The sequence below is a fragment of the Streptomyces sp. NPDC001852 genome (assembly GCF_042891825.1).
In the GTDB taxonomy this organism is placed as follows: Bacteria; Actinomycetota; Actinomycetes; order Streptomycetales; family Streptomycetaceae; genus Streptomyces.
The window spans coordinates 84,196-108,599 of the sequence record NZ_JBIATN010000031.1 but is presented as its reverse complement, the minus strand read 5'-3'; the positions used below and the strand labels follow the sequence as shown (position 1 = coordinate 108,599).

The window sequence follows — 24,404 nt, the reverse complement described above, 5'->3', positions numbered from 1 at the left end:
ACAAGCGTGAGCGGCGGGTGCCGGGCGCGGAGCGTCCGGCACCCGGGCGTACTACCGGCGGGAAGCGGCCCGGCCCCGCCGGTAGAGGACGGTTCCGGCGGCCAGCAGCAGACCACCGGCGGCCGTGGCCGCGATGGTGCCCTCGGATCCGGTGTGGGCCATCTCCGGGGGCCTGTGGTGGTGGTGCTTGTGGTGGTGCGGCGGCTTGTGGGGCTTGTGCTCCGGCTTGTGCGGCGGCGGGTTCACGTGGTGGCGGTGCGGCGGCGGCTTCTCCTCCTCGTCGTGGCACCCGCAGTGCTCGTCGTCGCCGTAGCTGCTGCCGTGGCTCGACTCGTCGTCGCCGTAACTTCCGGAGTTGCCGTACCCCGTCTTGTCGTCGTCGCCGTAGCTCCCGGACTTCCCCGAGCTCCCGTGGCTCTGCTCGTCGTCGTCTCCGTAGCTCCGGGAGGGCTTGTGGCTCGGCTCGTCGTCGCCGTAGTCCCCGCCCCCGGAGGAGTGCTGGTAACTCGGTACGGCCGCGGGGGCCTCCGGGGCCGCCATCGTGGCCTCCCTGTGCGCCATCTGTACGGCGTCCTGCGCCTGCTCGATCGCCCTCATGGCGCTCGCAATGCCCGGGAAGTCCCCGTCGGCGTCGTCCTCGTCCGCCATGTTGGCGGTCGGTGCAGCGGCGCGCGAGTCCGTCACCGTCGAAAACGGATCGGAGTCCGCGAACGCCCATGGTGTGTACAGAGACAGGGCGCTTGTCGCGGCGGCAGCCACGACCAATCCCTTGCTCAGGGTCTGTCGCACTCTCGTTGTCTTCCTCTCAGGGGGAATCGGACGCCGGCCACGGAGCCCGATGGAGGGGGCTTCACGCGTGCCACGACCTGCAGACTGTGAACGAGATATGGACACCCGAAGAAACCGGAAGAGGGGATATGCCGGTTAATTCACCCGAACGCCGCTTCTGCGCGGCCCGAAAGGCTCATCCGCCGTACAGTGCCTCGATCTCCTGCGCGTACGCGGTCGTCACCGCCTGCCGCTTCACCTTCAGGGACGGGGTCAGCAGCCCGTTCTCCTCGCTGAACTCCCCCTCGACCAGCGCGAAGGCGCGGATCGACTCGGCACGTGAGACGGCCTCGTTGGCGTAGTCCACGGCCCGCTGCACATCGGCGCGCATCCGCGGGTCGCGGACCAGCTCCGACATCGGTGTGTCCGGTGGCAGCTTGCGGACCGACAGCCAGTGGGCCACCGCCTCCGGGTCGAGCGTGACGAGGGCGGCGACGAAGGGGCGCCCGTCGCCGACCACGAGGCACTGGCCGACGGGCGGGCGGCTGCGCAGACGGTCCTCCAGCACGGCCGGGGAGACGTTCTTGCCGCCGGAGGTGACGAGGATGTCCTTCTTGCGGCCGGTGATCGTGAGATAGCCGTCGTCGTCCAGCGAACCCAGGTCGCCGGTGGCGAACCAGCCCCCGGCGAGCACGTCGTCCGTGGCCGCCGCGTTGTTCCAGTACGACTCGAAGACCACCCCGCCCCTGACGAGGACCTCCCCGTCGTCCGCGATGCGGACCGCGGTGCCGGGGACCGGCAGGCCGACCGTGCCGGGACGCGGCCTCAGCGGCGGGACGATGGTGGCGGCGGCGCTCGTCTCCGTCAGGCCGTAGCCCTCGTAGACGATGATGCCGGCCGCGTAGAAGAAGAGGTTGAGGTTGCGGTCGAGCGGGGAGCCGCCACTGATGGCGTAGCGCATCCGGCCGCCGAGCTCCTTGCGGATGCGCCGGTAGACCAGCAGGTCGTACAGCGCCCAGGCCGCGTACAGGCCGATCCCCGGGCCCTTGCCCGTGCCGAGGAACTTGTCCAGGTACGCCTCTCCGAAGCGCACCCCGACGCGGTCCGCGCGGTCGAAGGACGCACCCCGGCCGATCCGCTCGGCGGTGGCGCGCCCGGTGTCGTGGATCTTCTCGAAGAGGTACGGCACGCCGACCAGGAAGGTGGGCCGGAACTCCTTGAGCATCGGGCGCAGTTCGTCCGGTTTGAGGCTCGGGCAGTGGCCCAGCTCGATCCGGGCCAGCAGGCAGGCGATCTGCAGGGTGCGGCCCAGGATGTGCGCGAGCGGCAGGAAGAGCAGGGTGGCCGCCACCTGGCCGGTGACCTCCTGGAAGACCGGGTGGAGCAGCTCGACCGTGTTGGCCGCCTCGGCGTACAGGTTGGCGTGGGTGAGCACGCAGCCCTTGGGCCGTCCTGTGGTGCCGGAGGTGTAGCAGATCGTGGCCACCGCATCGGGCGTCAGGGCCGTACGGCGCTTGGTGACCTCCTCGTCGGGCACGTCCCGGCCGAGGGCGGTGAGGTCGGCGAGCGCGCCCGCGTCGATGGTGAGGACCCGCGGCTGAGCGGGGTGGCGGGCCGTGGCGGTGGTGACCGTCCCGGCGTTCTCGTCCGTCTCGGTGACGACGAGACGGGAGCCGGAGTCGCGGACGATCCACTCCACCTGCTCGGCGGAAGAGGTGGCGTAGACCGGGACGACCTGCCCGCCGGCGGCCCAGATCGCGAAGTCCAGGACCGTCCACTCGTAGCGGGTGCGGGACATCACGGCGACGCGGCCGCCGGGTTCGAGACCGGCCGCGATCAGCCCCTTGGCGACGGCGGTGACCTCGCGGGCGAAGGCCACGGCGGTCACCCGGTGCCAGGTGCCGTGCTCCCGGCGGCGCAGGACCGCGGAGTCGGGCGCCTGTGCCGCGTTGGTGAACGGGATGTCGGCGATGGCGCCGCCGGCGCCGCCGGGCGCGAGCGCAGCGGTACGGACCTCGCGCACCGTGCCGCTCGCGTCCCTGATCAGCTCGATACGCGCCCGCGCCGCCAGGTCGGTGCGCTGCTGAGCCCGTTTCAGATCCCTGCGTACGCCCATCACGGCTCCCCGGTCGCGGCTCGGCTGACGCGGACTTACCGAAGAGTCAACTTACTCGTGCGTAGCGGATGGTCAATGGGCCCGGCATGCGGAAGTCGTGCCCCGAACGGACGGGTGGTTCACCGGAACGCGCTCGATCGGTTGCGGGGTGCGGCGGGCGATTTCACGGTGGGCACAAGATCCCGTTCACCAGCGAAAGGAACATCCATGGGGGTTCCACCCGTTCGACGCATCGTGTCCACCGCCCTCTGCGCCGCCGTGCTGGCCGGCGTCGCCGGCCCGGCCGCCTTCGCGGCCGACTCCGCCCCGGAGCACACCCGGACCACGGTGCAGGCGCCGGTCCCCGGTGCGGACAAGCTCCTCGTGAACGTCAGCAGCCTCGGCCACTTCGGGACCGTGCTCGAGCCGGTCAGCACCCTGCTCAACACCGTGCTCAAGGCCGACAAGGGCCAGCTCTCCGCCGACCAGGCGAACAAGCTGGTCCAGGCCGCCAAGGAAGCCGTGGCCAAGGCGGCCGCGTCGGCCCCCGCCACGGGCTCGGCGGGCTCGCTCGGCAGGACCGACAGCGACGAGAGCGTGAAGGAGGCGCAAGCAACGCTCGACAAGGCGCTGGACACCCTGCAGAAGGCCGCCACCGACGGTGACGGCGACCAGGTGACCGGAGCGGCCCACGGAGTCCTCTCCGGCCTCCTCGGCCTCCTCACCCATCTGCTGGGCCTGTAGGGCCGGGCCACCGCATCCGGCCGGGCCGGCTCACCCGGCACATCCCGCCCCGCCGAGCCGGGAGGCAGGCGGCCCGAGGCGGCTTGCCCGATCCGATGGCGGGCGCGCCCGGGGTGGCCGGCCGACCAGGGAGGTGGGCGCCCCGGGACCTGCCTGAGCCGGAAGTAAGACACCCCGAGGCGCCCTGCCTGATCCGGGAGGTGGCCGACCGATCTGGGAGGCAGGCGGCCCGGGGTGGCCGGTCGGGCCGGGAGGTGGGCGCCGTGAGGTGGCCTGCCCGGTCCCGGTCGGGTGGGTCGGCCGGTACGGCAGCGGGCATCCGTGGGGTGCCGGACGTTCCGGCGGGCGACACGGCACGCTCGTCCGGCGTCCCCCGATCGTGTGGAGCGCCGGTCGCACTCCACCGGTCGGGTGAGCCGCCGACCGGGGTGTCCAGCGGGGTGCCGATAAGGTCGCGCGGTGACCTCAACCTCCGGCGACACGTGCTCCTTCCACCCCGCCGGCCTGGGCAGTCCCGTCCGGCCGGGCCCGAGGGCACCGCTGCACGCCACTGTCCCTTCCCTCGGTCCCGGCGCCTGATGGCGTCGGCGCAGACGCCCGGGGCGGCGGGTGGCAGCCGTGGGTTCGGGCTCCTCCTGGTCCTCGCCGGCGCGGCCGGGCTGCTGGCCTCCTGGGTCATCACCCTCGACGAGTTCAAGCTGCTGAAGAACCCGAACTTCACGCCCGGCTGCAGCCTGAACCCCGTGGTGTCCTGCGGCAGCGTCATGAAGAGCGCGCAGGCCTCGGTCTTCGGCTTCCCCAACCCGATGCTGGGCCTGGTGGCGTACGGCGTCGTGATCTGCGTGGGCATGAGCCTGCTGGCAGGCGCCGCCTTCCCCCGCTGGTACTGGCTGACCTTCGACGCGGGCTGTCTGTTCGGGATCGGGTTCGTGTCGTGGCTGCAGTTCGAGTCGCTGTACCGGATCAACGCGCTGTGCCTGTGGTGCTGTCTGGCCTGGGTCGCCACGATCCTGATGTTCTGGTACGTCACCTCCTTCGCCGTACGACACCGCTTCCTGCCCGCGCCGGCCCCGCTGCGGGCTTTCCTCGCGGAGTTCACCTGGGTGCTGCCGCTGCTGCACACCGGCGTCGTCGGCATGCTGATTCTGACCCGCTGGTGGGATTTCTGGACCAGCTGAGGGTTCCGGCACCCGTCCACCGAGGCGCCGGCTTCCGCGCTTCTCGTCACCGGACCGGCCGCACTGCGGTGACCGGGAGGGCAGTCCGGCGGTTACCGCTTCGGACACCTGACCGGACGAGGAGTGAGCAATGATTCCAGAGGTCGGCGCGGCCCCGGTGAACGGGCAGCGCGGAACGCCGGTCGCGGGCGGAGCGCGGCCAGGGCAGAGCACCCGGCGGGAGGTGACGCGCAGGCTGCTCGGCTCGGCCGTCGGCGTCGCCTCCGTCCCGCTGGCCGTGGCCTGCGAGCGGTCCCCGAGCATCCCGGACGACGACCGGCAGGCCGGTGCCTTCGACGAGACCTACCGCGGGCGCCACATCCGCGGCGTCGAGAACCACACCGGCCGCCGGGCCGCCGCCGGTCAGTGGGAGGTCACGATCGACGGCCGCCCGCTGCATCTGATGCGCCGCGCCGACGGCAGCTGGCTGAGCATGGTCGACCACTACCGCTCGTACCCGACCCCGCTCGCCGCGGCCCGCGCGGCGGTCGACGAGCTGGGTCCCCAGGAGCAACTGCGCGACCTGGCACCGGGACCGATGGGCGGGATGCCGATGCACGAAGGAGGCGGGCATGACGTACACGCGTAAGAACGTCAGCAGACTGACCCGCGGTGAGCGGCGACGGTTCGTGGAAGCCCTGCTGGCGGTCAAACGGCGCGGCGAGTACGACGAGTTCGTGCGGATGCACATGGAGTACAACGCCCCCGACGGTGAACGCGGCCTGCGCACCGCCCACATGACGCCGTCCTTCCTGCCCTGGCACCGCAAGCTCGTGCTGGAACTGGAGCGGGCGCTGCGCCGGGTGGACGAGTCGGTGACCGTGCCGTACTGGGACTGGACCCGCGACCGCACGGCCACCGCGCTGCCGTGGACCGACGACCTGATGGGCGGCAACGGGCGGCGCTCGGACAAGCAGGTGACGACCGGCCCGTTCGCCTACCGGGCCGGCCACTGGAAGATCACCGAGAACGTGACCGACGTGCAGTACCTCACCCGCGACCTCGGCCACTCCCGCAGCCCGATCCAGTTGCCGACCGGCCGGGACCTGGAGTCGGCGCTGGCCGACCCCGTCTACGACGCCGCGCCCTGGGACTCCACGGTGCGCACGGGTTTCCGCAACAAGCTGGAGGGCTGGGGGCCCGGCCGGGGCAGTGTCTCCTGGCGCAACCACAACCGGGTGCACCGCTGGATCGGCGGGGTGATGCTCGGCGGCGCCGCCGTCAACGACCCCGTCTTCTGGCTGCACCACTCCTTCGTCGACCTGCAGTGGACCCGCTGGCAGCAGCGGCACCGGGGCCACCACTACCTCCCGGCCGACCCGCCCGGCGAGGACGACGCCCAGTACGACCGGGTCGTGGCCCGGTACGAGCGGATGCCGCCGTGGGACGTGACCCCCGACGAACTGGAGGACCTGAGCGGGATCTACCGGTACGAGTGAGACCGGTTCCGGACGGGCGCCACGGGAAGAGCTCCGCCGTGCCAGGTGCGGCGCTCTTCCCCGGGTGCCCTGAACCGGCGCCGCTCGCTTCGCCGTTCGAGTCCTCACACGTCCCGCTGAAAAACCGGCGACACGGCAACCGCCGCTCGCGCACGGCCTCCCCGTGATCAAGTCTGAGTCTTCTGCGAAGGAGACGCCCCCGTGCGAATTTCTGACATTCAGCGCTGCGAAGTCCGGCCCGGACGCCTCGTCGAGTGGACGTACAGCCCGGCGACGGTCGCGGCCGCGACAGCGCTGCCCCCCGACCCGCGGCCGCCGGCGTACATCCAGGAGTCGCACATCAGAACCGCGCGCTCGGTGCGCGACGACGGTCTGTTCGTGCCGACCTGGATCGGTACGGCGTTCGATCTGCCGGGCCGAGCCGATCTCGACGCGCTGGAAGAGGCGTTGCGCGGCTGGACGCTGCGGCACGAGACGCTGCGCAGCGGCTTCAGGTGGGCCGGTGAGGACATGCACCGGTTCACGCTCGACGAGGGCGACGTGACGCTGCGCCGCGAGGTGGTCGGTGACTTCTCCGACGCGGACACGCTGGTCCGCTATCTGCAGGACCGATTCGACGTCGCGGCGGACGCGCTCGGCTGGCCGAACCTGATCTACGCGGCCGTCGTACGCGACGACTCCACCAGCGTGTACCTGGCGTTCGACCACACCAACGTCGATGCCTACTCCCTCTACCGCATCCCGGACGAGATCCACGAGTTGTACCTGGCGGGCACCACGGGCCGGTCCACGGCCGGTACGCGGGTGGGCAGTTACGTCGACTTCTGCGAGCAGGAACGGGCGAACGCGGACGACATCGACGGCACCCACGCCATCGTCGCCCGCTGGCGGGAGTTCATCGGCCGGTGCGGAGGGAAGCTCCCGGACTTCCCCGTCGACCTCGGGGTGCGACCCGGTGACCCACTGCCCACCCAGAAGCTCCTGCGCGAGCCGCTCGTCGACGCGGACGCCGCCGCCGCGTTCGAGGCGTACTGCCGGCCCTACGGCGGCAGCATGGTGGGCGTGCTGGCCGCGACCAGCCTGCTCGTGCACCAGCTCGGCGGGCAGCCGGTCTACCGCACGGTCGTGCCGTTCCACACCCGGGTGAAGTCGGCCTGGTCGGACTCCGTCGGCTGGTACGTCGGCGGCGCACCGATCGAGGTGCCGACGACCGGGGACTTCGACGGCGCGCTCGCCGCGGTCCGCGCCGAGTTGCAGGCCAACCGGTCGCTCGCCCGCATTCCGCTGGCCCGGGTGCTGCGCCTGCTCGGCGCGGACTTCCGCCCGACGTCGCCCGACATGTACTCGATCGTCTCGTACACGGACGCCCGCCTCGTCCCCGGCTCGGCCCACTGGACCGAGCAGAAGGCGTACGGGCTGATCCGGGTGTCGTACGGCGACCAGGTGTGCGCCTGGATCACCCGGCTGCACGAGGGTCTGTGGTTCGCCTGCCGCTACCCGGACACCGACGTCGCGTACAAGAACATGCGCCGGTACATCGAGGGGTTGCGGGACCTCGTGGTGTCCGTGCCGGCGGACCGCTGTCATCGGGCAGCGGAGCCGACATTTTCTTAATACCGCGGGGAGTTGGCGCACCTGATGTCAATTCGCGGCGATGCGGCGTCAGTTGCGATTCTTCGGAAGAGCCCGTGCCCTCATGTCCCCTTTTAGACACGGATATCCGCCAAAGTGGAATACGACACTTGGCTACTGGTAGTGTTCAGCAAGTCACGGTAGGCAATCAGCCTCGACGTCAAGCAATGAAGAACCGAGGGTTCCATGCGCAAGCTTCAGCAGGTCGTGATCGCAGCAGTCGCGGCGGCCGGCGGTCTCTCCGCCGTCGGTGCCGGCGCCGGTACCGCCTACGCTCACGGCGGTCTTGAGGTGAACGACCTCTACCGTCCCTACCAGGAGTGCAGCCCGCAGACGGTGGCCGAGAACGATCTCCCCATCGGCGTGCTCGGGCTTGCCCAGACCCTGGACACCACCTGCGGCCAGTTCAACAACGCTTTCACCGGCCACTGAGGTCGACGGCGTCCTCCTGCGCGACGCCTTCCGCGGAACCCTTCGGGTCATTCCCCGAGGGGTTCCCTTCACGCCCGGCTGATTGGTGGCGCACGGTGCTTGGCGCCCCTCACAAAGGAAACGCAAGCCATGTTCAGCACGAAGAAGATCGCGGCCGTCTCGGGGCTCATCGGCGGTCTCGCCGTGACCTGCGCCGGCGTGGCCCAGGCGCACACCGCGGCGGGACCGGGTACCTGCACGCGCGACATCCTGGGCAACGTCAGCTGCGTCCAGCGGATCCAGGGTGAGATCCCCGAGGACGGCCAGATCCCCCACTACGAGAACTGCCTGCCGACGCAGCCCTTCAGCGTGCCCGCCGCCCTGGGGGGCGGGTCGATGAAGATCGGGCCCCAGGTGACGTGTTCCAACACGACATCGGGAGCGCCCGACAAGGCTGACGGAAATGGGGAGTTTGCCGGTCTGGTCTGATTATCAGGACGGAACCCGGTGAATGACGCCGTGTGATGAGCCGACACGACGTATGGGGCGAAGATCCCAAATTGCTACGGGCTGTGTGTATAAGCTCACAGCAAGTAGTCAACCAGGGCTGTCCGCCCGGGTTAAGAAAGGGTCAAACCATGCGTAAGTTTCAGCGTGCTGCGGTCGTAATGGCAGCGGTTGCGGGGCTGTCCACCCTCGGCATCGGCGTCAGCTTCGCCGGCGGCCAGGACCACGACACCGAGCCTCCGACGATCACTGCTGTGGCCAACTCGTCGGCCAACGCCGTGGCCACGTGGGGCGGTTACAACTCGGACGAAAAGGGCGGCGAGCACAAGGGTGCGCCCGAGGAGGGCTACGGCCAGTACGCCGCTCCGAGCGACGCCCAGTAATTCAGGACGACTGGCACATCGCACGAACTGGAGCTTCCTGTCCCGGACCAACTCGGCTTGTTCACCGGTGTGCTGAGTAACACCCCCCATGCGTAGGCAGCCCGGACGCGCGGCAGATCCCTCAGGGAGCGCGTCCGGGCTGCGCCAATTGCGGCACCCGCTCGCCTCCTGCACTCAATTGCAAAGGAATGCACCACATGTTCACTCGACAGAAGGCCGCGACCATCTCGGGGCTCGTCGGAAGTATCGCCGTGCTCTGCGCCGGTGCCGCACACGCGTACGCCGACGAACCCGGCGGCGAGTGCAGGACCACCGCCACCGGCGGCGTCGTCTGCATGCGCAAGAGCGACACCCGTACCAACGAGCACGGCAAGCACTTCATCGACCAGACGCAGGACTGCCTGACGGCCGACCGGCCGCGCGTGGTGTTTCCCGACGGCTCACTGCTGGACGGCGGATCCGCGCACGTCGGGCAGGTGATGGACTGCTCCAACCATCTGAAGCTGCCCAAGGGCTTCAAGAAGCCCCGGTTCGACAAACTGCGTTTCGGGTTCTGACGCGCGACCGGCACATGCCGGACCGGGATCGTTCCCGGTCCGGCATTTCGCTTTTCTGGCCGGGTATTTCGGTTTCCCCGGTGGAGAGAGACCGTCCGCCGACGTGAAAGTCCCCGGTACCCCGGCCTGTTGCCGGGGTACCGGGGACGAAAGCCCGGCTTACTTGCCGACGCTGTTGTTGCAGCCCATGGACGAGCCGAGGTTCGACGACTGGGCGCCGGCGTTGCCCTCGCCGTTCAGCAGGTTGCCGCCCAGGCCGTTGGCGATGCCGACCTCGCCGAGGACGTCGGCGTTGAGGTCGTGGGACCTGCAGGTGGTGCTCTGCAGGACGCTGAAGCGGGGACCGTTGCCGCCCTTGCCCCAGCCCTGGTCGGCGTGGGCGGCGCCGGCACTCAGGAGTCCGACGCTCCCGAGGGCGGCGACCAGGACGGCAGCCTTGCGCAGCTTGTGCATGTCTTCTCCGGTGGAAAGTGAAGTGGATGCGATCCGTGAGAGATCGACTTCGTGCGGTAATGGAGGCTAATAGGAAATATCCGAGGGCAACCCGCGACGCGCCGAATTCCGAATTCTTGTCACCCTGAATGCTCACAGGCGCACAAAAAAGGCCCGGCATCGGGCCTGGGGCTCGATGCCGGGACTATTTTCTGCTTTGTCGCTGATGCGACGGAAGCTTAGAAGGCGCTGTTGTTGCAGCCCATGGTCGAGCCGATGTGCGTGGCCTGGGCGCCCGGGTCACCCTCGCCGTTGAGCGCGTTGCCCAGCAGGCCGTTGAGGATGCCGACCTCGCCGAGGACGTCCAGGTTCAGGTCGTGGGACTTGCAGTTGGAGCTCTGCAGGACGCTGAAGCGCCCGCCCTCGCCGCCCTTGCCGCCGCCTTCCTGGCCGCCTGCGTGGGCGGTGCCGCCCACGAGTCCGATGCTGCTGACGGCGGCGATCAGAACGGCGGCCTTGCGAAGCTTGTGCATGTCTTCTCCGGTGGAGTGAAGGTGATCACGATCTGTCACAGATCGCTTTCTTACAGTCACGGAGATTAATAGGAAATAACCCAAAGCGGACAGCGACGCGCCGGTTTCTTGATCTCCACGTGAAAGCACCCGAAAGCCGTACGCATACCGACGGGCCCTTCGAGGGTGCTCCTCGAAGGGCCAGTGCGGGCGTCGGCCTGCGGTCGTCCGGTGGTCCTAGTGCGCGCTGGCGTGGGCGAGCGCGTTGGACTGGTAGTTGGCCTGCGTGCACTCGATGCCGTGCGTCTCGGACGCGGCGAGCAGGGCGACCGGGACGGCCGCGTTGAGCAGGGACTGCGGGCTGCACTCCTGGGACGGACGGAAGAGGTTGGTCTGGCCCGCCAGGCCGCCTCCCGAACCGGGCGTCGCCTGAGGGGAGATCTGCGGGTTGATCTGCGGGCTCAGGGTCGGGTTCACCTGCGGGGTGACGTCAGCACCCCGCTGCGGGGCCGTCGGCGAGCCGTAGGACTGCACGCTGGCCTGGGAGGAGGTCGCCGAGGCCGCCTGGGCATCCGGCTGCGAATAGGGGAGCGGAACACCACCGCCGTAGACGGGAGCGGCGTCGCTCGGGCCCGCGCCGACGGCGGACAGACCGCCGGCTGCGGCGACGACGAGCGCGACCCTGTGAAGCTTGCGCATGAAACCCTCGGCCCTTCATTGACCTGTGCACGGAACGTATGGGAAATGCTGACGAGTTGGTGTCGGTGTTGCTGTTTCCTGCTGCCCTGTACGGCTGCGACGGACCATCGCCCTGGCCCAGTGGGGAACGAGGGAAGCGGTGAACGGATACGGATGCCGGGCCCTGGTCACCCATTTGCCCCAGGCTCCGTGTGCCTCGGAATGGTGTCCCGGGCCCCTCTGTCACCCTGGTCCGGCGCATCCCCCGGTCAATGGCAAATGGGTGACACGGTTTCCGGTCCCGTGACCGGGGTGGGGGAGAAGTCGTTGCCAGCAGGGAGAGGGCAGCGATCATGGATCGCGGAGGACAAGGGAATTCGCTGCCCGCTCCGGCGAAAGTCCGCGTGCAGCCCGGAAGTTATCGCCGTGGCGGTGCAGTACGAACATCAGACTGTGCACACGTGAGACCGCACCGAATACAACGGATTTCCCTGTACAGGTATTTGAAGGGCCGAGGGTTCCATGCGCAAGCTTCACAAGGCCGCGCTCGTCGCAGCAGCGGCCGGCGGTCTGTCCGCCATCGGCGCCGGCGTCAGCCAGGCCGCCGACTATCCCGCGGGGTACAGCGGTGCCGCTCCAGCATCGGCTCCCGAGTACCCCGCACCGATGTACACGGCGCCGCAGTACCCGCCGCCCCAGTACGCGCCGCCGCAGTACCCCCCGCCGCAGTACGCGGCGCCCCAGTACCCCCAGCCCCAGTACGCGCCGCCGCAGTACGCGGCTCCTCAGTACGCGGCGCCGCAGCCGAGCGGTCCGCAGGCCGAGGCGGTGTCCCGCTCGACGGGTAACGCCCAGGCCACCGCTCCGCAGCCGTACTCCCCGCCGATGATGCAGGCCCCTCCGCCGCCGCCACCGGCGCCGCCGCAGGAGCACACCGCCATCGCCTCCGCCTCGGCCTCGTCGGGAGGTGCCGCGCAGGCCTCCGGCCCGTCGTACGCCCCGCAGCAGGCCGCCGCCCCCCAGCAGTCGGCGCCGCAGGTCGTGCCGCAGGTCAGCCCGCAGTCGGCGCCGGAGGTCATGCCACGGGTCGCCCCGCAGGTCGCCATGCCCCAGACCTTCGGCGCGGCGGACGGCCCGCCGCATGTCGCCCCGCAGGTGAACCCGTCGGTGAACCCTCAGGTGAACCCGCTCGTCAACCCGCTGGTCGCGCCGACCGACGCACCGCAGGTTCCCGGGCTCGGCCTCGGACAGGTCGCGGCGCCTCCCGTCGGCTCACTGGGCCTGCCCCGACTCGGCTGACCGCTCGCAGCGATGTCCGCCGCCCCCACTCGATCTGCCGCTCCTGACGCCCAGATCGCATCCGCTCGACCAACGGAGAAGTAATGCGCAAGTTCCACAAGGCCGTCCTCGTGGGTGCTGCCGTCCTCGGCAGCGTCGGTACGCTCGGCCTCAACACGGCCTTCGCCCACGGTGAGCCGGGCCATGACGACCTCGACGTCACCCAGGGCATCGAGTGCCGTTCGCACGACATGAACATCGATGTGCTCGGCGAGGTCGGCGCCGTCAACGGCCTGGCGGGCAACCTGCTGAACGGCGAAGGGTCCCCGGGTGCGCAGCAGAGCCACCTCGGTTCGGACATGGGGTGCAACAGCAAGGCGCTCTGATCCGGTCGCCCCGCACCGGCAGGGAAAGCGCCGGACCCGTCCCGCGACCGCGGGGAGAGTCCGGCGCTCTTCTGCGTCCCGCCCTGTCGCCGTCCGGCGCACGGCCGGCATCAGTCATTGCCCGTACGCGTACCGCAGCATCATGCGCTGCCGCTCCGGGGTGTGCTCGGCGAACAGCCGGTCCAGCCGCGCGCCGGTCTGCCCACCGGGACCGTGCGTCAGTACGGCGACGGCCGCCGCCGCCAGGTCCCGCGGCGTGTCGACCAGACCGGTCAGGCCCAGGGACTCCAGGGCCGGGATGCGCCGCGCCACCACCGGCCGCCCCAGCCCCACCGCCTCCAGGAGCGTCATCGGCGCGCCCTCCCACAGCGCGGTGTGCGCGTACACGTCCGCCTGACCGAGCAGTCGCTGCAGGGAGCGGTGGTCCAGCCAGCCGGTGACCGTCACGCCGGCCCGCTCCAGTCGCGCGCGGTGGGCGGATTCGCCGCCGCCGAGCCAGATCCAGTTGCTCGACGGCATCAGCCGCCGCCCTTCGGCCGCCGCCTCCGCGAAGAAGGCGGGGTCCTTCTGCGGGCACAGCCTGCCGACGGCGGCAACCGTCCGCGGCGGCAGACCGTTGCCGTCGCCGGTGCGCACCTCGGGTTCCGTCCTCGGCTGCGGCGGGGCGGCCGTCGCGGCTTCCTGGCGGGGCACCAGGTTGGGTACGTGGACGGCGCGCTGGCGCTTGCGCAGCGAGCGAGCGAGCTCGACCTCACGGGGGCTGACACCCGCCACGGTGCCCGTACGCCGGGACAGCACACGCTCGACCGCCTGCACCGCCGCCGCCGCGTACCGCGCGAGGTCGCCGCGCTCCATCGCGTAGCAGTGCGGGGTGTAGACGATGCGGTCCGTCGGCACGGCGGGGGCGAGGCGCACATAACCCCCCGCCAGGGAGGAGTGCGCGTGGACCACCTGCGGCCGCAGCTCACGGAAGAGCCGGCCCACTTCGCGGACGCGCGCGACATGGCCGGACGGCATCCGCCAGACGCCGTCGAAGAGCGAGTCCGTGTCGGCGACCCGGCAGCCGGGGCGTTCGGACATCAGCAGCAGGTGCCGTACCTCCGGAACGGACCGCACATAGTCGCAGACCGCCGTCTGCACCCCGCCGCCCCAAGCCTCCGCGACATGCAGGACAGCGGGCCGCCCGTCGTTCTTCGCCGCGTCGCGCGGGTCACCGGGCATTGCTGGTTCTCAGCACGGCGGGCAGCGTGCGCAGGAGGATCAGCAGGTCCAACTGCAGGCTCCAGTGGTCGACGTACCGCAGGTCGAGCCGGATCGCCTCGTCCGCCGTGGTGCTGGAGCGGCCCGAGACCTGCCACAGGCCCGTCATGCCCGGCTTGACGGACAGGCGCCTGGCCCGGTGCTCCGGGCGCAGCAGCTGGTTCTCGGGGCGCACGTTGGGGCGCGGTCCCACCAGCGACATGTCGCCCCGCAGCACGTTGATCAGCTGAGGCAGTTCGTCCAGTGAGGTCTTGCGCAGGAAGCGGCCGACCGGGGTGATGCGCGGATCGTGCCGTGGCTTGGTGCAGATGGACATCTCGCTGCCGTCGGCGAGCAGCAGCGCCGCCACGTCAACGGTCGAATTGTGGTACATCGTACGGAACTTCAGCATGGTGAAGGGCCGTTGCCCGATGCCGTCCCGAGCCTGCCGGTAGATGACGGGTCCCGCACTGCTGACGGCCACGGCGAGACCGATGAGCGCCATCAGAGGAAGCAAGGCGATCAGCAGAAGCGCGGAGAGCGCGACGTCGAGCGTGCGCTTGGCGCGGGCGCCGGCGGAACGCTCGACGCGGGTCTCGCCGGTGAGCGGAGGCGGTGAGGTCACCGCCGAGCCTTCGGCACCGCTCAGCGCCTGGGCTACTCCTACCAAAGCACTACTCCTCCCGAATTAGAACCAAATAATGTGACAGGTGCATCAGAAATGTAGGAGTGCCCGGCGCCGCGGACCGGCTGCGACATACCGCGGCCCATTCCGTCGCCGGGGCAAGAACACCCGTACGACGCATCGCGGGCCACCGTCCCGGTGTGATGTCCTTGCCCGCGCCCGGAGTTCAGGCCGCTCCGGGCACCGGAGCAGCCCAGTCGCCGGCGCGGCCCGCGCCGATCGCGGAGGGTCGCCTCCGCCGCACCACCCAGGCCGCACCTGGCGGACGTCGATCAGAGCGTCACGGGTCTGGCAGGCGAGGGCCTCGGCGAGGACGCGGGCGGGTGCGTCGGCGGGGGCCGCCATCGGTAGTGCCCTCACCGGTTTCCGCGACGTGCTCCTGGACGAGGAGGCGGCCGGGCGGACGCCGGCGCCGACGGCAGGTGGCGCACGCGCACGAGCGGCACCGCGGCCACCAACTCCCCGTGCCTGTGCACAGTTCTGGCAGCTGCGTCACGCACGGACACACCCGCTGCGACCGCGCCCCCTGCGCACGCGCACCCCAACTGCTCCTCGCCATCGCCGCGGGGGTCGGCGTCCCTCAGCGCCCGGCCGACGCACCGCCCCGGCGCCCCCGATCCCCGTCGGCAGCTGACGCGGGAAGCCGGCGCGGACCCCCGCTCACCGGAAGACGTGCACGTAGTCGGCGCTGAAGGTGATCGGGTCGGTGGTGCGCGGGGCGGAGTGGAGGTCGCCCGAGGAAATCGAGAGATTGATATTCAGGTAGGCCGACCAGCCCGGGTCGATTCCGCGCCCGTCCTCGTAGACAAGGGCGCCGTCGACGTACCAGTCGACGGAATCGGTGCCCAGCCGCACACCGATACGGGTCCAGCCCCGGCTGCCCGGGGGACTGATGACGTCGTAATTGGCGGCCTCCCGGACGTGGTTCGCCATCTCCACGAGGTCGGGGGCGTCGGGATGGTATTCGAACACGTCGATCTCGTGGCCGCCGTCGACCCAGGTCCACACCGCCGGCCAGGCGCCGACCGCGGAGGGCAGCTTCACCCGCGTCTCGAGGTAGTCACCGGGCCGCAGACGGAACCCCTCCCGGGACCCCTCCGTGGTGATCAGCCCGGTCTCCCAGGCCCGCCGGCCGTTCTCCAGGGTGTGCGGGCCGGGCCGAGCGGTGAACGTCGCCGTGCCGTCGGCGATCCGCACGTTCTCGGGATTCACCCAGTCCAGCTTGGAGTACCGGGGGTTGTGGGTTCCGTATTCATAGGCGGAGCTGGTGTCGCGGGTCCAGCGGTCACCCCACGTGAAGGGTGCGTTGAAGTCCTCTGCCCAGGCGAGTCCCTTCCCCGCGGCCGGATCCGCGTTCCGGCTCGAGGAGATCACCCGGAGCCTGGTCCTTCCCAGCGGGTGGGTGCCGGTCTCGTCCTCGTAATAGGCGTACTGGGTGTAGGTGCCCGCGCGGAAGGTGCGGGGCCGGGTGGTGAAGGTGAAGCCGTCGGGGCAGATCCGGGCGTTCTCGGCCACGCCGGGGTAGTCGAGGTGTTCTTCGAGTCCGTCCTGGACGGCCACGCCCACCTTCTTGACCGTGATACATGTGGCCGCGTGCAGCCGTACGGTGGCGGTCACCGCGGTCCCGGGCCGTGTGCCGGACGGACTGAGGGCGTCCTGGACGATCCCGTCGCTCCGAACGGCCCCGTCATGACGGTGTCCGTGGAGCGTGGCGGTTCCCTGACACCCCGACAACACCATCCCGGCCATCATCAGCGCCACGACGCGGCTCGTCGTCCTCATGCGCCGGACCTCCTCCGCCCGACCGCTTGCCGTTCGCATTCCTGCATCCATGGGCGGCGATCACGGGCAGTAGATCACGTCATGGGGACAAGTGCCCGTTGTGGCCGGTTCTGATGGCCGGGTGTCGGATTGGTGGGAAAGTCATACTGCGCAAGGGCGGTTTCCCGTAACGGGATGTGCCCGTGACGGTGGCCGACGGCGTGCGCCGGATTTCGCCGGTGGCTCAGGACAGGAGCCGCGTCGGGGATCCGGCCAGGTAGGCCTGGATGTCCTCCACCGCCTGGCGGTAGTACGTCGTGTAGTTGGCGTGCGAGACGTAACCGAGGTGGGGTGTGGCGAGGAGACGTGGTGCGGTGCGCATCGGGTGGCCGGCGGGCAGTGGCTCGATGTCGAAGACGTCCACACCCGCACCCGCGATCCGGCCCTCGTGCAGCGCGGCCAGCAGGGCGTCCTGGTCGACGACGGCCGCCCGGGACGTGTTGATGAGATAGGCGGTCGGCTTCATCAGGGCGAGTTCGGCGGCACCGACGAGTCCCCGGGTGCTCGCGCGGGAAGCCGTGTGCACGGACACGAAGTCACTCTCGGCGAGCAACTCCTCCTTGGAGGCGGTGAGTTCGACGCCGGCCTCCTCGGCGCGCTCCTTGGTGAGGCCCGGGGTCCAGGCGCTGACCCGCATGCCGAAGGCGAGCCCGACCCTGGCCACCCGGCTCCCGATCCGGCCGAGTCCGAGCAGGCCCAGCCGACGGCCGTGCAGGTCGGCGCCGACGGTGGACTGCCAGGGGCCGTTCGTGCGCAGCGCGGTGCTCTCCTCGACGATCCCGCGGGCCAGCCCGAGCAGCAGCGCCCAGGTCAGCTCGACCGGCGGGGTGCCCGAACTCTCCGTGCCGCACACGGTGACGCCGTGTGCCTCGGCTGCGGCGTAGTCGATGACGGTGTTACGCATGCCGGAGGCGATGAGGAGCTTCAGCCGGGGCAGGCGGGCGAGCAGGGAGCCGGGGAAGGGGACGCGTTCACGCAGCGTGACGACGATGTCGTAGTCCGCGAGCGCCGAGGCGAGGGCGTCCTCGCCGTCCAGGTGCTCTCGCAGCGAGACGACCTCCACCTGGTTCTCGATCACCGACCAATCGGCCAACTCGGTGGCCACACCCTGGAAGTCGTCCAGCACCGCACAGCGAAGTCGCACGTCGTCTCTCCTCCCGGACATCTGTCGCCGTTCCCGGACGGGAGGAGTCTCCATCCCCCGCCCGGAGGGTCCGACACCTGGTGAGCACGCGATATTCCGGGAACCGGAGAGGAGGCCCGCCCGCCGCCGCACCTGTCCGATGCGCAGGCTGACCGGGCTGATACGCAGGCTGTCCGGGCTGATACCGCGGACACGCTGGACGCACTGCGGATGACGCACTGCCATCACGGGCGGCTTTCCGCCCCACGAGACGCACACGACCCTCCCCCATCAGGGCCGAATATCGGTCGTGACCTCGGCCTTCCGCGAAACGAACGAACGCGCTCGGGCGCTCCCGGCAGGACTCGAACCTGCGGCCAGGCGCTTGGGAGTTCGATACCGCTTCTGTGAACCCAGCGTCTTGCTGCCGCGCGTTGTAAGCGCTTCACTGTCGTCGGCGGGGTACGAACGGGCAGGCGAACGTAGCGGGCTGGATTCACAGGCGCATGATGACCAGGGCGGTGTCGTCGGTGGCGTCGCCTGATGGAAGCAGGTCGTTGAGCACGGCGTCGGCGAGGGCTTCGGGGTCCTCTGCCTGATGGCGGGCCAGAGAGTCGGCGAGCCGGGCGAGGCCGGTATCGATGTCTTCATGGCGGCGTTCGATCAGGCCGTCGGTGTAGAGCACGAGGACGGCGCCCTCGCGGAAGGTCGTGACAGCCTGGACCCGGGGGGCGTGCTGAGGGCAGGCGGCCAGGGGCGGGTCGGTGGCCTGGTCCAGGAACTCGACGGTCTCGTCCCTCTGCAGGAGCGCGGGTGGGGGGTGGCCGGCGCTGCTGTAGGTGATGGTGCGGGTCTCCCAGTCGATGAATGCCGTGGCCACGGTGGTGTTCTCGGCGCCGTCGACGGTGCGGGCGTACAGCCCGAGGACTTCCAGGGCGCGGGCGGGGCCTTTGGCGACGAGGGAGGCGGCGCTGAGGGCGCTGCGCAGTTGTCCCATGACGCCGGCCGCGGCCAGGCCGTGGCCGACGACGTCGCCGACAGCGACGGAGATGCGGTCGCCGGGCAGATCAACCAGGTCGTACCAGTCGCCTGCCACATTCAGTGCTTCGGCGGCGGGCCGGTAGCGTACGGCCGCCGGATGCCGGCCGACCGGCCGGGGAGCGGGCAGCATGGATTCCTGCAAGGTCAGCGCGACTTCCCGGGCGCGGATGAGTTCGGTGACGTCCTCCGCCCGGTGCAGCAGCAGTGCCACCTGCCCATCCGGTCCGAACACAGGAATGTTGGTCATGTTGAGGTACCGCTCGTGCCACACTCCGGGCTGATCGGGGTCCTCCATCTCGTAGCGTTGCAACGCTACGATGCTGCGCTCACCGGTGTCGGCCGCCTGGCGCAGTGACGCCAGAACTCTGAGCAGGAGAGGCTCGGCGGGGGCTTTTTCGGGGTGGTCCTCGGGCACGAAGTGACCGATCACTTGTTCGCGTGGAAGGCCCCGCAGGCGCAGGAACTCCGCGTTGGCGTCCGCGTAGATCAGTTGCGGGGTCACCAGCGCCACCGCCCCGGGAAGGGCCTGGAACACCGCCGCGTAGTCGATCGCCGGTACCTTCATGACTTCCCTGCCTTGCCCGCAGCTCTGTCTCTTTTCACGATACGAGCGGGGAGTCGCAGCTCGCCTCATGATGTTGTAGGCCCAAGGGCGGCTACACACGAACGGTGATCGATTGGCGTGCCCGGAGACCTTGCCGGGGCGTACGCCGCGGTCTGAGCGCCGAACCACATTCGGCACGGCTGCGAGGCTCAGGTGCCTACCTCTTCACCCACCACTCACCCCAGCTCCCATCCCGTCCGCCGTCGACCCGCTGGTCGGAGCCCTGCCCTTCCACGCCGTCGTACGCCTCGACGGCCCGGAAGGGCCCGGAACGCCGCCGCCCGCCTGGGCCACGGTCGACCTCCTCACGGACGCGCTCCACGCAGCCGCAGCGCACTCGTACACCTCCCTTTCGGTCCCGGCTGCCGGTGACGAGCCCGCCCGTACCTTCCGCTGGGGCCGACAGCTCGACGTCCGCCCGGTCAAGGCCTTCGACGACGGCTCCGACATCACCGAACAGACCGTCGCCTGATACGTGGCCAAGTACGCCACCAAGGCTGCCGAGAACATCCGCGGCCACTCCTCGTCCAAGTCGCGCACCTACTCCACCACCCCCGGCGCCCTTCGCCAGGAACGCGCCGACTACCGCGCCGCCCAGGAGGCATCCGTCCTCGGTCTCGACGACCGTGAGCCGGACACCGTCCTCGTCCTGGCCGACTGGCAGTACGCCGGCCACGGCCACACGCCGGGTGAGCCCGCCCTCGCCGCAACCATCGCCCGCGACCTCCAGACCAACCGCGAAACCGCCCGCGACGCCCTCCTGAACGAAGGGAGCACGGAATGACCACGGCCATCCGGTCACGACGCACCATGCTCACCCTCGTGGAGGTCTGCGAGGAACTGGCCATCTCCCGCTCGACCTTCTACGACTGGCGGGCCAAGCGTCGCGCGCCGCGCTGCATCAAGCTCCCGAATGGCGACCTCCGGATCCGGCGGAGCGAGCGCTGGCGCGAGCCCTGTCAACACCGTCGCGCTCGCCGAGGGCTTCCGCTCAGAACTCATCCGGGCCACGGGCACGGGCGAGGCTTTCGTCGTCGCCACGGGTCTCCCGGTGTCCCATCGCTCCAAGTCGGCTGCCATGAGCTGGTACAAGTTCGCCGTCGAGTACGTGGACGCCCGCTGGCCTCAACTCGGCGGCAACAGCCGCAAGAACATCGCGAAGACACTGACCGCGACCACCAACGCCCTGCTGCGGGCCAAGCCCACCCAGTTCGCACCTGCGGCCGTGCGGACGGCCCTTCGCGAATGGGCGTTCAACACGAACCGGCGCCCGGAGGCACCCCGAGACGTGGTGGCCATCCTCAAGCGGGTCGAGCGGAACTCCCTTCCCGTCTCCGCCTGGGAGGACCCCGAGAAGGTCGACCAGGTCCTGCAGGCCATCGACACCCGCCTCGACGGCAAGCAAGCGGCGGCCTGGTCCCGGAAGCGCAACCGCCGGATCCTCAACGTCGCCATGAAGTACGCGATCCGGCGGCGCATCCTGCGGACCAACCCCCTGTTCAAGGGCAAAGGACCCGACGGCGCTCACGAAGACCACGAACGCCGTGGACAAGCGGTCCCTGCTGAATCCCGAGCAGGCAGCGGCACTCCTCGACTGGATACGGCGCCGGCCGCGCCGCGGCAAGCGGCTCCACGCCTTCTTCGCCAGGCTGTATTACTGCGGCCCACACCCCGAAGAAGCCGTAGCCATCCCGAAGGTGGGAAAGCAGTGGACCGACACGGGGGAGATCCAGGGTGAAACACGCACGGTGCCGGGCATACGGCCCTGACGCGCATCCTGCGGCAGCACATCGAGGACGAACAGCTCCAGCCGGGTGATCTCCTGTTCCAGGGGGAGACCGGTGGCATCCTCGCCGGCTCCGTCATCCGCCGGGTCTGGCGCAGCGCACGTAAGGCCGTACTGCCTCCGCACGTCTTCGACTCGCCCACCGGGCGGCGCGTGTACGACAACCGGAACACGCGCCTGACCAAGTGGCTCAACGACGGCATCCCGCTCGCCCAGGTGGCCGAGTGGGCCGGAAACAGCGTCGCCGTGCTCCTGGGGACCTACGCTCGCTGCGTCGACGGGCAGCTGCCGGACCTGAAACGGCGACTGGAGGCCGCGGGCGATCTCCCAGAGACAGAGCTGCCAGGCGCTGGCTGATCTTCCCCGGTCGGGAACTTCGACACGTATCCGACGCGGTCACCCGCGAAAACCCGGTGACAGCCGGGCAGCCCCGGAATCTTCCCTTGACCATCGAGAGGGCGGCCGGGGCTTCGTCGTACCCACCGGCACCCACCCTGACCAGCAAAAAGCCCTCCCGAGCGGGAGGGCTGAGATGGCGCCCCCGGCAGGACTCGAACCTGCGGCCAAGCGCTTAGAAGGCGCCTGCTCTATCCACTGAGCTACGGGGGCCTGGTGGCGGGACAAGGATAAAGCTCCCTGGTCCTCGACCCTGTCGCTTCGCCTCCGTGGCTCGATGTGGAGGTTTGGTGAAGCGATCCCGATAATCGCAGGCAGGTACGAATCGTGCATCGCTTTTGGCCTCCGGCGCACCGGGTGTTGTGCACTCGTTATGCCTGGACTGTGCTCGTGTCCCGGTCGCCCCATGAGTCCGTTCTGTTCCGTCGGCGCGCAGACATGTCCATATGCTTCAGAATCACCCTAAAATTGGGCATTCTTCACATGTGGTGACCTTGGACGTTCGGCCTCAGCTGCTCGACACACTTTCCGCACTGCGCGACCGTGTCGCCGCCGCACGCTTTCCGCTGCCCCTGCCGGGAGCGCCACGCGCGCGTGCCAACCGCGACGAACTCCTCGCGCAACTCGACGACTACCTGGTACCCCGCCTACGGGATCCCGAGGCGCCGCTGCTGGCCGTCGTCGGCGGGTCCACCGGCGCCGGCAAGTCGACGCTCGTCAACTCGCTCGTCGGCCGCCCGGTGAGCGAGGCAGGGGTGCTGCGGCCGACCACGCGGACGCCGGTGCTCGTCTGCCATCCGGAGGACCATCACTGGTTCGGCACCACGCGTGTGCTGCCCACGCTCACGCGCGTGTGGGCGCCCCAGGAGGACCCCGACGACCTCCTCCTGGCGGGCGAGCCCCCCACGCGCGTGCTGCGCGTCGAGACCGCGGACACCGTCCCGCCCGGACTCGGCATCCTCGACGCCCCCGACATCGACTCCCTGATCGCCGACAACCGCGTCCTGGCCGCCGAGCTGATGTGCGCAGCCGACATCTGGATCATGGTCACCACGGCCGCCCGGTACGCCGACGCCGTCCCCTGGCACCTGCTGCGCACCGCCAAGGAGTACGACGCCACCCTCGTCACCGTCCTGGACCGCGTGCCCCACCAGGTCGTCTCCGAGGTCTCCCGGCAGTACGGCGCCCTGCTCGCCAAGGCCGGCCTCGGCGACGTACCCCGCTTCACCGTGCCGGAGCTGCCCGAGTCCGCCTGGGGTGCGGGCCTGCTGCCCGCCACCGCCGTCGCGCCGCTGAAGAACTGGCTCGCGCAGCACACCCAGGACCCCGCAGCCCGGGGGCAGATCATGGCCCGCACGGCCTACGGCCTCCTCGACTCGCTCAGGTCCCGCCTGCCCGAGCTGGCCGGCGCCGCCGCCGCCCAGTACGCGGCCGCGCTCCGGCTCACCTCCGCGGTGGACACCGCGTACGACGGCGAGCACGCGCGCGTGCGTGGCCGGCTCCAGTCCGGCGCCGTACTGGCCGGGGACGCCCTCAAGCGCTGGCGGGCCTTCCCCCTGGACTGCGCCCCCGGCGAGCTCCTCGACGCACTCGTGGCCAGTCTGGCCGCCCTGCTGCTGTGCTCCGTCACCGCGGCCGACGAGCGCATCGACGAGGCCTGGCGGCGCGAGCCGGCCGGAGCCGACCCGGCCCTCGCCGCCGGGGAGTCCTCCGCGGAGAGCACCGAACACCGCATCGGCGTCGCCGTACGACGCTGGCGGCGCGAGCTGGAGGAGTACGCCGAGGACGAGGTACGCGGCCTGGAACGCACCACCGCACCCGACCCGGAGCTCATCGCCGCCCTGGTCGCCACCGCGCTGCTCGGTGGACGCCGGGCGCGCAGCGCGGGCGAGGGGCTCGCGGAGCGGCTCGGGGCGCACGGTGCGCTGCGGCTGCGCGACCGGGCCGGGCGGCTGCTCAACGAGCACGTGGATCGTGTCATGTACACGGAACGCGAGCGGCGCCTCGCCCCGCTCGACGCCCTGGACGTCCACCCCGAGCCCCAGGCCGAACTCATCGCCGCGCTGTCCGTACTGCAGAAGGAGAGGTGACCGGTGACCGCCGTCACTGACCAGGACCACACGGATACGGATCACATCGACCACACGAGGCGCGTGGGACGCATGAGGGACATCGAGCACGGCAGCCACGGCAGCCACAGCAGCGACGCCAGCGACGGCAGCGAGGGCAGCGACGCGGGTAACGGCCACATGGAACGCGGTGGCCACTTCGAGCCCGGGCTTGTGGAGCAAGCGGGGCACGTGGAGCACGTAGCGCACGGGGAACACATCGAGCACGTGGATCGCGTGGGTGAGCGCGTCGAGTACGTGGAGTACGCGGAAGGCGTCACACACGGCGCAGGTGCGGCCGGGCGTGCCGAGCCTCTTGGGCGTGGCCCGAACGGGTTGAACGGCGGCGGTGGGGCGGGTGATCCCCGTCCCGGGTTCGCGGACGTCATCGACCGCTTCGGGATCGCCGACATCTCCGATGCTGCCCCCTACGCCCCCTACGCCCCCGACGCCTCCGACGCCTCCGACGCCTCCGACGCCTTCGACAACTCCGACTCCGGCAGCGCTGCTCTCGCCCGACCCGCTGTTCGCTCCGGCGGTGCGGGCACCGGCGACCAGCGGG

The 24,404-nt window shown here is 70.3% G+C and carries 24 protein-coding genes, 1 tRNA gene and 1 pseudogene; 15 read left to right on the top strand and 11 right to left on the bottom strand.

Annotation, left to right across the window (positions count from 1 at the left end; all coding sequences use genetic code 11):
* Positions 1-51: 51 nt before the first annotated feature.
* Together ACFYZB_RS37840 and ACFYZB_RS37835 are read right to left on the bottom strand one after the other, a co-directional pair.
* Positions 52-684, bottom strand: coding sequence for an LPXTG cell wall anchor domain-containing protein (locus ACFYZB_RS37840; RefSeq protein WP_388766197.1), 633 nt, complete (start codon positions 682-684; stop codon positions 52-54).
* A 280-nt stretch (positions 685-964) separates the two neighbouring features.
* A complete protein-coding gene (locus tag ACFYZB_RS37835) occupies positions 965-2,884 on the bottom strand; it encodes an AMP-dependent synthetase/ligase (RefSeq protein ID WP_388766195.1) in 1,920 nt (639 codons plus the stop codon).
* 207 nt (positions 2,885-3,091) lie between these two features.
* Here ACFYZB_RS37835 and ACFYZB_RS37830 point away from each other — a divergent pair, with 207 nt between their 5' ends.
* From ACFYZB_RS37830 to ACFYZB_RS37790, 9 genes are all read left to right on the top strand, one after another.
* Positions 3,092-3,607, top strand: coding sequence for a hypothetical protein (locus ACFYZB_RS37830; protein ID WP_388766193.1), 516 nt, complete (start codon positions 3,092-3,094; stop codon positions 3,605-3,607).
* Between the two features lie 578 nt (positions 3,608-4,185).
* A complete protein-coding gene (locus ACFYZB_RS37825; protein ID WP_388766191.1) occupies positions 4,186-4,785 on the top strand; it encodes a vitamin K epoxide reductase family protein in 600 nt (199 codons plus the stop codon).
* 130 nt (positions 4,786-4,915) lie between these two features.
* Positions 4,916-5,413 (top strand): tyrosinase cofactor, encoded by a 498-nt coding sequence (locus ACFYZB_RS37820; RefSeq protein WP_388766189.1) that lies wholly within the window; start codon positions 4,916-4,918, stop codon positions 5,411-5,413.
* Positions 5,397-6,263, top strand: coding sequence for a tyrosinase family protein (locus tag ACFYZB_RS37815; protein WP_388766187.1), 867 nt, complete (start codon positions 5,397-5,399; stop codon positions 6,261-6,263). The genes ACFYZB_RS37820 and ACFYZB_RS37815 overlap by 17 nt, the downstream gene beginning before the upstream one ends.
* A 201-nt stretch (positions 6,264-6,464) precedes the next feature.
* Positions 6,465-7,877: a condensation domain-containing protein gene (locus ACFYZB_RS37810; RefSeq protein ID WP_388766185.1), complete on the top strand. Its 1,413-nt coding sequence runs from the start codon at positions 6,465-6,467 to the stop codon at positions 7,875-7,877.
* A 204-nt stretch (positions 7,878-8,081) separates the two neighbouring features.
* The gene (locus ACFYZB_RS37805; RefSeq protein WP_351213002.1) at positions 8,082-8,327 is read left to right on the top strand and encodes a hypothetical protein; all 246 of its coding nucleotides are present in this window, start codon (positions 8,082-8,084) and stop codon (positions 8,325-8,327) included.
* Positions 8,328-8,456: 129 nt separating this feature from the next.
* Positions 8,457-8,795 carry a hypothetical protein gene (locus tag ACFYZB_RS37800; RefSeq protein WP_388766183.1) on the top strand — a complete coding sequence of 113 codons (339 nt, stop codon included), beginning with the start codon at positions 8,457-8,459 and terminating at the stop codon, positions 8,793-8,795.
* 149 nt (positions 8,796-8,944) lie between these two features.
* Positions 8,945-9,196, top strand: coding sequence for a hypothetical protein (locus ACFYZB_RS37795; RefSeq protein WP_388766180.1), 252 nt, complete (start codon positions 8,945-8,947; stop codon positions 9,194-9,196).
* A 197-nt stretch (positions 9,197-9,393) separates the two neighbouring features.
* Positions 9,394-9,753, top strand: a complete 360-nt coding sequence (locus ACFYZB_RS37790) for a hypothetical protein (protein ID WP_351212996.1) — start codon at positions 9,394-9,396, stop codon at positions 9,751-9,753.
* Between the two features lie 159 nt (positions 9,754-9,912).
* Here ACFYZB_RS37790 and ACFYZB_RS37785 read toward each other — a convergent pair whose 3' ends face one another.
* The 3 genes from ACFYZB_RS37785 to ACFYZB_RS37775 all read right to left on the bottom strand — a co-directional run bounded on the left by ACFYZB_RS37785 (position 9,913) and on the right by ACFYZB_RS37775 (position 11,396).
* Entirely contained in the window at positions 9,913-10,206 is a 294-nt protein-coding gene (locus ACFYZB_RS37785; protein WP_388766177.1) for a hypothetical protein, read from the bottom strand.
* 218 nt (positions 10,207-10,424) lie between these two features.
* Entirely contained in the window at positions 10,425-10,718 is a 294-nt protein-coding gene (locus ACFYZB_RS37780) for a hypothetical protein (RefSeq protein WP_055705018.1), read from the bottom strand.
* 216 nt (positions 10,719-10,934) lie between these two features.
* Positions 10,935-11,396, bottom strand: a complete 462-nt coding sequence (locus ACFYZB_RS37775; RefSeq protein WP_351212992.1) for a hypothetical protein — start codon at positions 11,394-11,396, stop codon at positions 10,935-10,937.
* Positions 11,397-11,897: 501 nt separating this feature from the next.
* On the opposite strand from ACFYZB_RS37775, the gene ACFYZB_RS37770 reads away from it, so the two are divergent.
* Together ACFYZB_RS37770 and ACFYZB_RS37765 are read left to right on the top strand one after the other, a co-directional pair.
* Entirely contained in the window at positions 11,898-12,674 is a 777-nt protein-coding gene (locus tag ACFYZB_RS37770) for a hypothetical protein (protein ID WP_388766173.1), read from the top strand.
* 83 nt (positions 12,675-12,757) lie between these two features.
* Positions 12,758-13,039 (top strand): hypothetical protein, encoded by a 282-nt coding sequence (locus ACFYZB_RS37765; protein WP_351212988.1) that lies wholly within the window; start codon positions 12,758-12,760, stop codon positions 13,037-13,039.
* A gap of 114 nt (positions 13,040-13,153) precedes the next feature.
* Here ACFYZB_RS37765 and ACFYZB_RS37760 read toward each other — a convergent pair whose 3' ends face one another.
* The 5 genes from ACFYZB_RS37760 to ACFYZB_RS37740 form a co-directional block, all read right to left on the bottom strand.
* Complete coding sequence (locus ACFYZB_RS37760) at positions 13,154-14,260, bottom strand: glycosyltransferase family 4 protein (RefSeq protein ID WP_388766170.1); 1,107 nt, start codon at positions 14,258-14,260, stop codon at positions 13,154-13,156.
* Positions 14,250-14,903, bottom strand: a complete 654-nt coding sequence (locus tag ACFYZB_RS37755) for a sugar transferase (protein ID WP_388766167.1) — start codon at positions 14,901-14,903, stop codon at positions 14,250-14,252. The genes ACFYZB_RS37760 and ACFYZB_RS37755 overlap by 11 nt, the downstream gene beginning before the upstream one ends.
* Positions 14,904-15,623: 720 nt before the next feature.
* Positions 15,624-16,745 carry a hypothetical protein gene (locus ACFYZB_RS37750; protein WP_388766164.1) on the bottom strand — a complete coding sequence of 374 codons (1,122 nt, stop codon included), beginning with the start codon at positions 16,743-16,745 and terminating at the stop codon, positions 15,624-15,626.
* A gap of 223 nt (positions 16,746-16,968) precedes the next feature.
* On the bottom strand, positions 16,969-17,928 hold the full coding sequence (locus ACFYZB_RS37745) for a D-2-hydroxyacid dehydrogenase family protein (RefSeq protein WP_388766162.1): 960 nt from the start codon (positions 17,926-17,928) through the stop codon (positions 16,969-16,971).
* 475 nt (positions 17,929-18,403) lie between these two features.
* The gene (locus ACFYZB_RS37740) at positions 18,404-19,513 is read right to left on the bottom strand and encodes a PP2C family protein-serine/threonine phosphatase (protein WP_388766159.1); all 1,110 of its coding nucleotides are present in this window, start codon (positions 19,511-19,513) and stop codon (positions 18,404-18,406) included.
* A 256-nt stretch (positions 19,514-19,769) separates the two neighbouring features.
* On the opposite strand from ACFYZB_RS37740, the pseudogene ACFYZB_RS37735 reads away from it, so the two are divergent.
* From ACFYZB_RS37735 to ACFYZB_RS37725, 3 genes and pseudogenes are all read left to right on the top strand, one after another.
* Positions 19,770-20,336 (top strand): annotated as a pseudogene (locus ACFYZB_RS37735) (replication initiator); the annotation flags it as partial.
* 129 nt (positions 20,337-20,465) lie between these two features.
* Positions 20,466-21,290 carry a hypothetical protein gene (locus tag ACFYZB_RS37730; protein WP_388766157.1) on the top strand — a complete coding sequence of 275 codons (825 nt, stop codon included), beginning with the start codon at positions 20,466-20,468 and terminating at the stop codon, positions 21,288-21,290.
* Between the two features lie 201 nt (positions 21,291-21,491).
* Entirely contained in the window at positions 21,492-21,695 is a 204-nt protein-coding gene (locus tag ACFYZB_RS37725) for a hypothetical protein (RefSeq protein WP_388766156.1), read from the top strand.
* 176 nt (positions 21,696-21,871) lie between these two features.
* On the opposite strand, the gene ACFYZB_RS37720 is transcribed toward ACFYZB_RS37725, so the two are convergent.
* Positions 21,872-21,947 (bottom strand) — tRNA-Arg (locus tag ACFYZB_RS37720).
* A gap of 272 nt (positions 21,948-22,219) precedes the next feature.
* Here ACFYZB_RS37720 and ACFYZB_RS37715 point away from each other — a divergent pair.
* Complete coding sequence (locus ACFYZB_RS37715) at positions 22,220-23,824, top strand: dynamin family protein (protein ID WP_388766155.1); 1,605 nt, start codon at positions 22,220-22,222, stop codon at positions 23,822-23,824.
* The last annotated feature ends 580 nt before the right edge of the window (positions 23,825-24,404 follow it).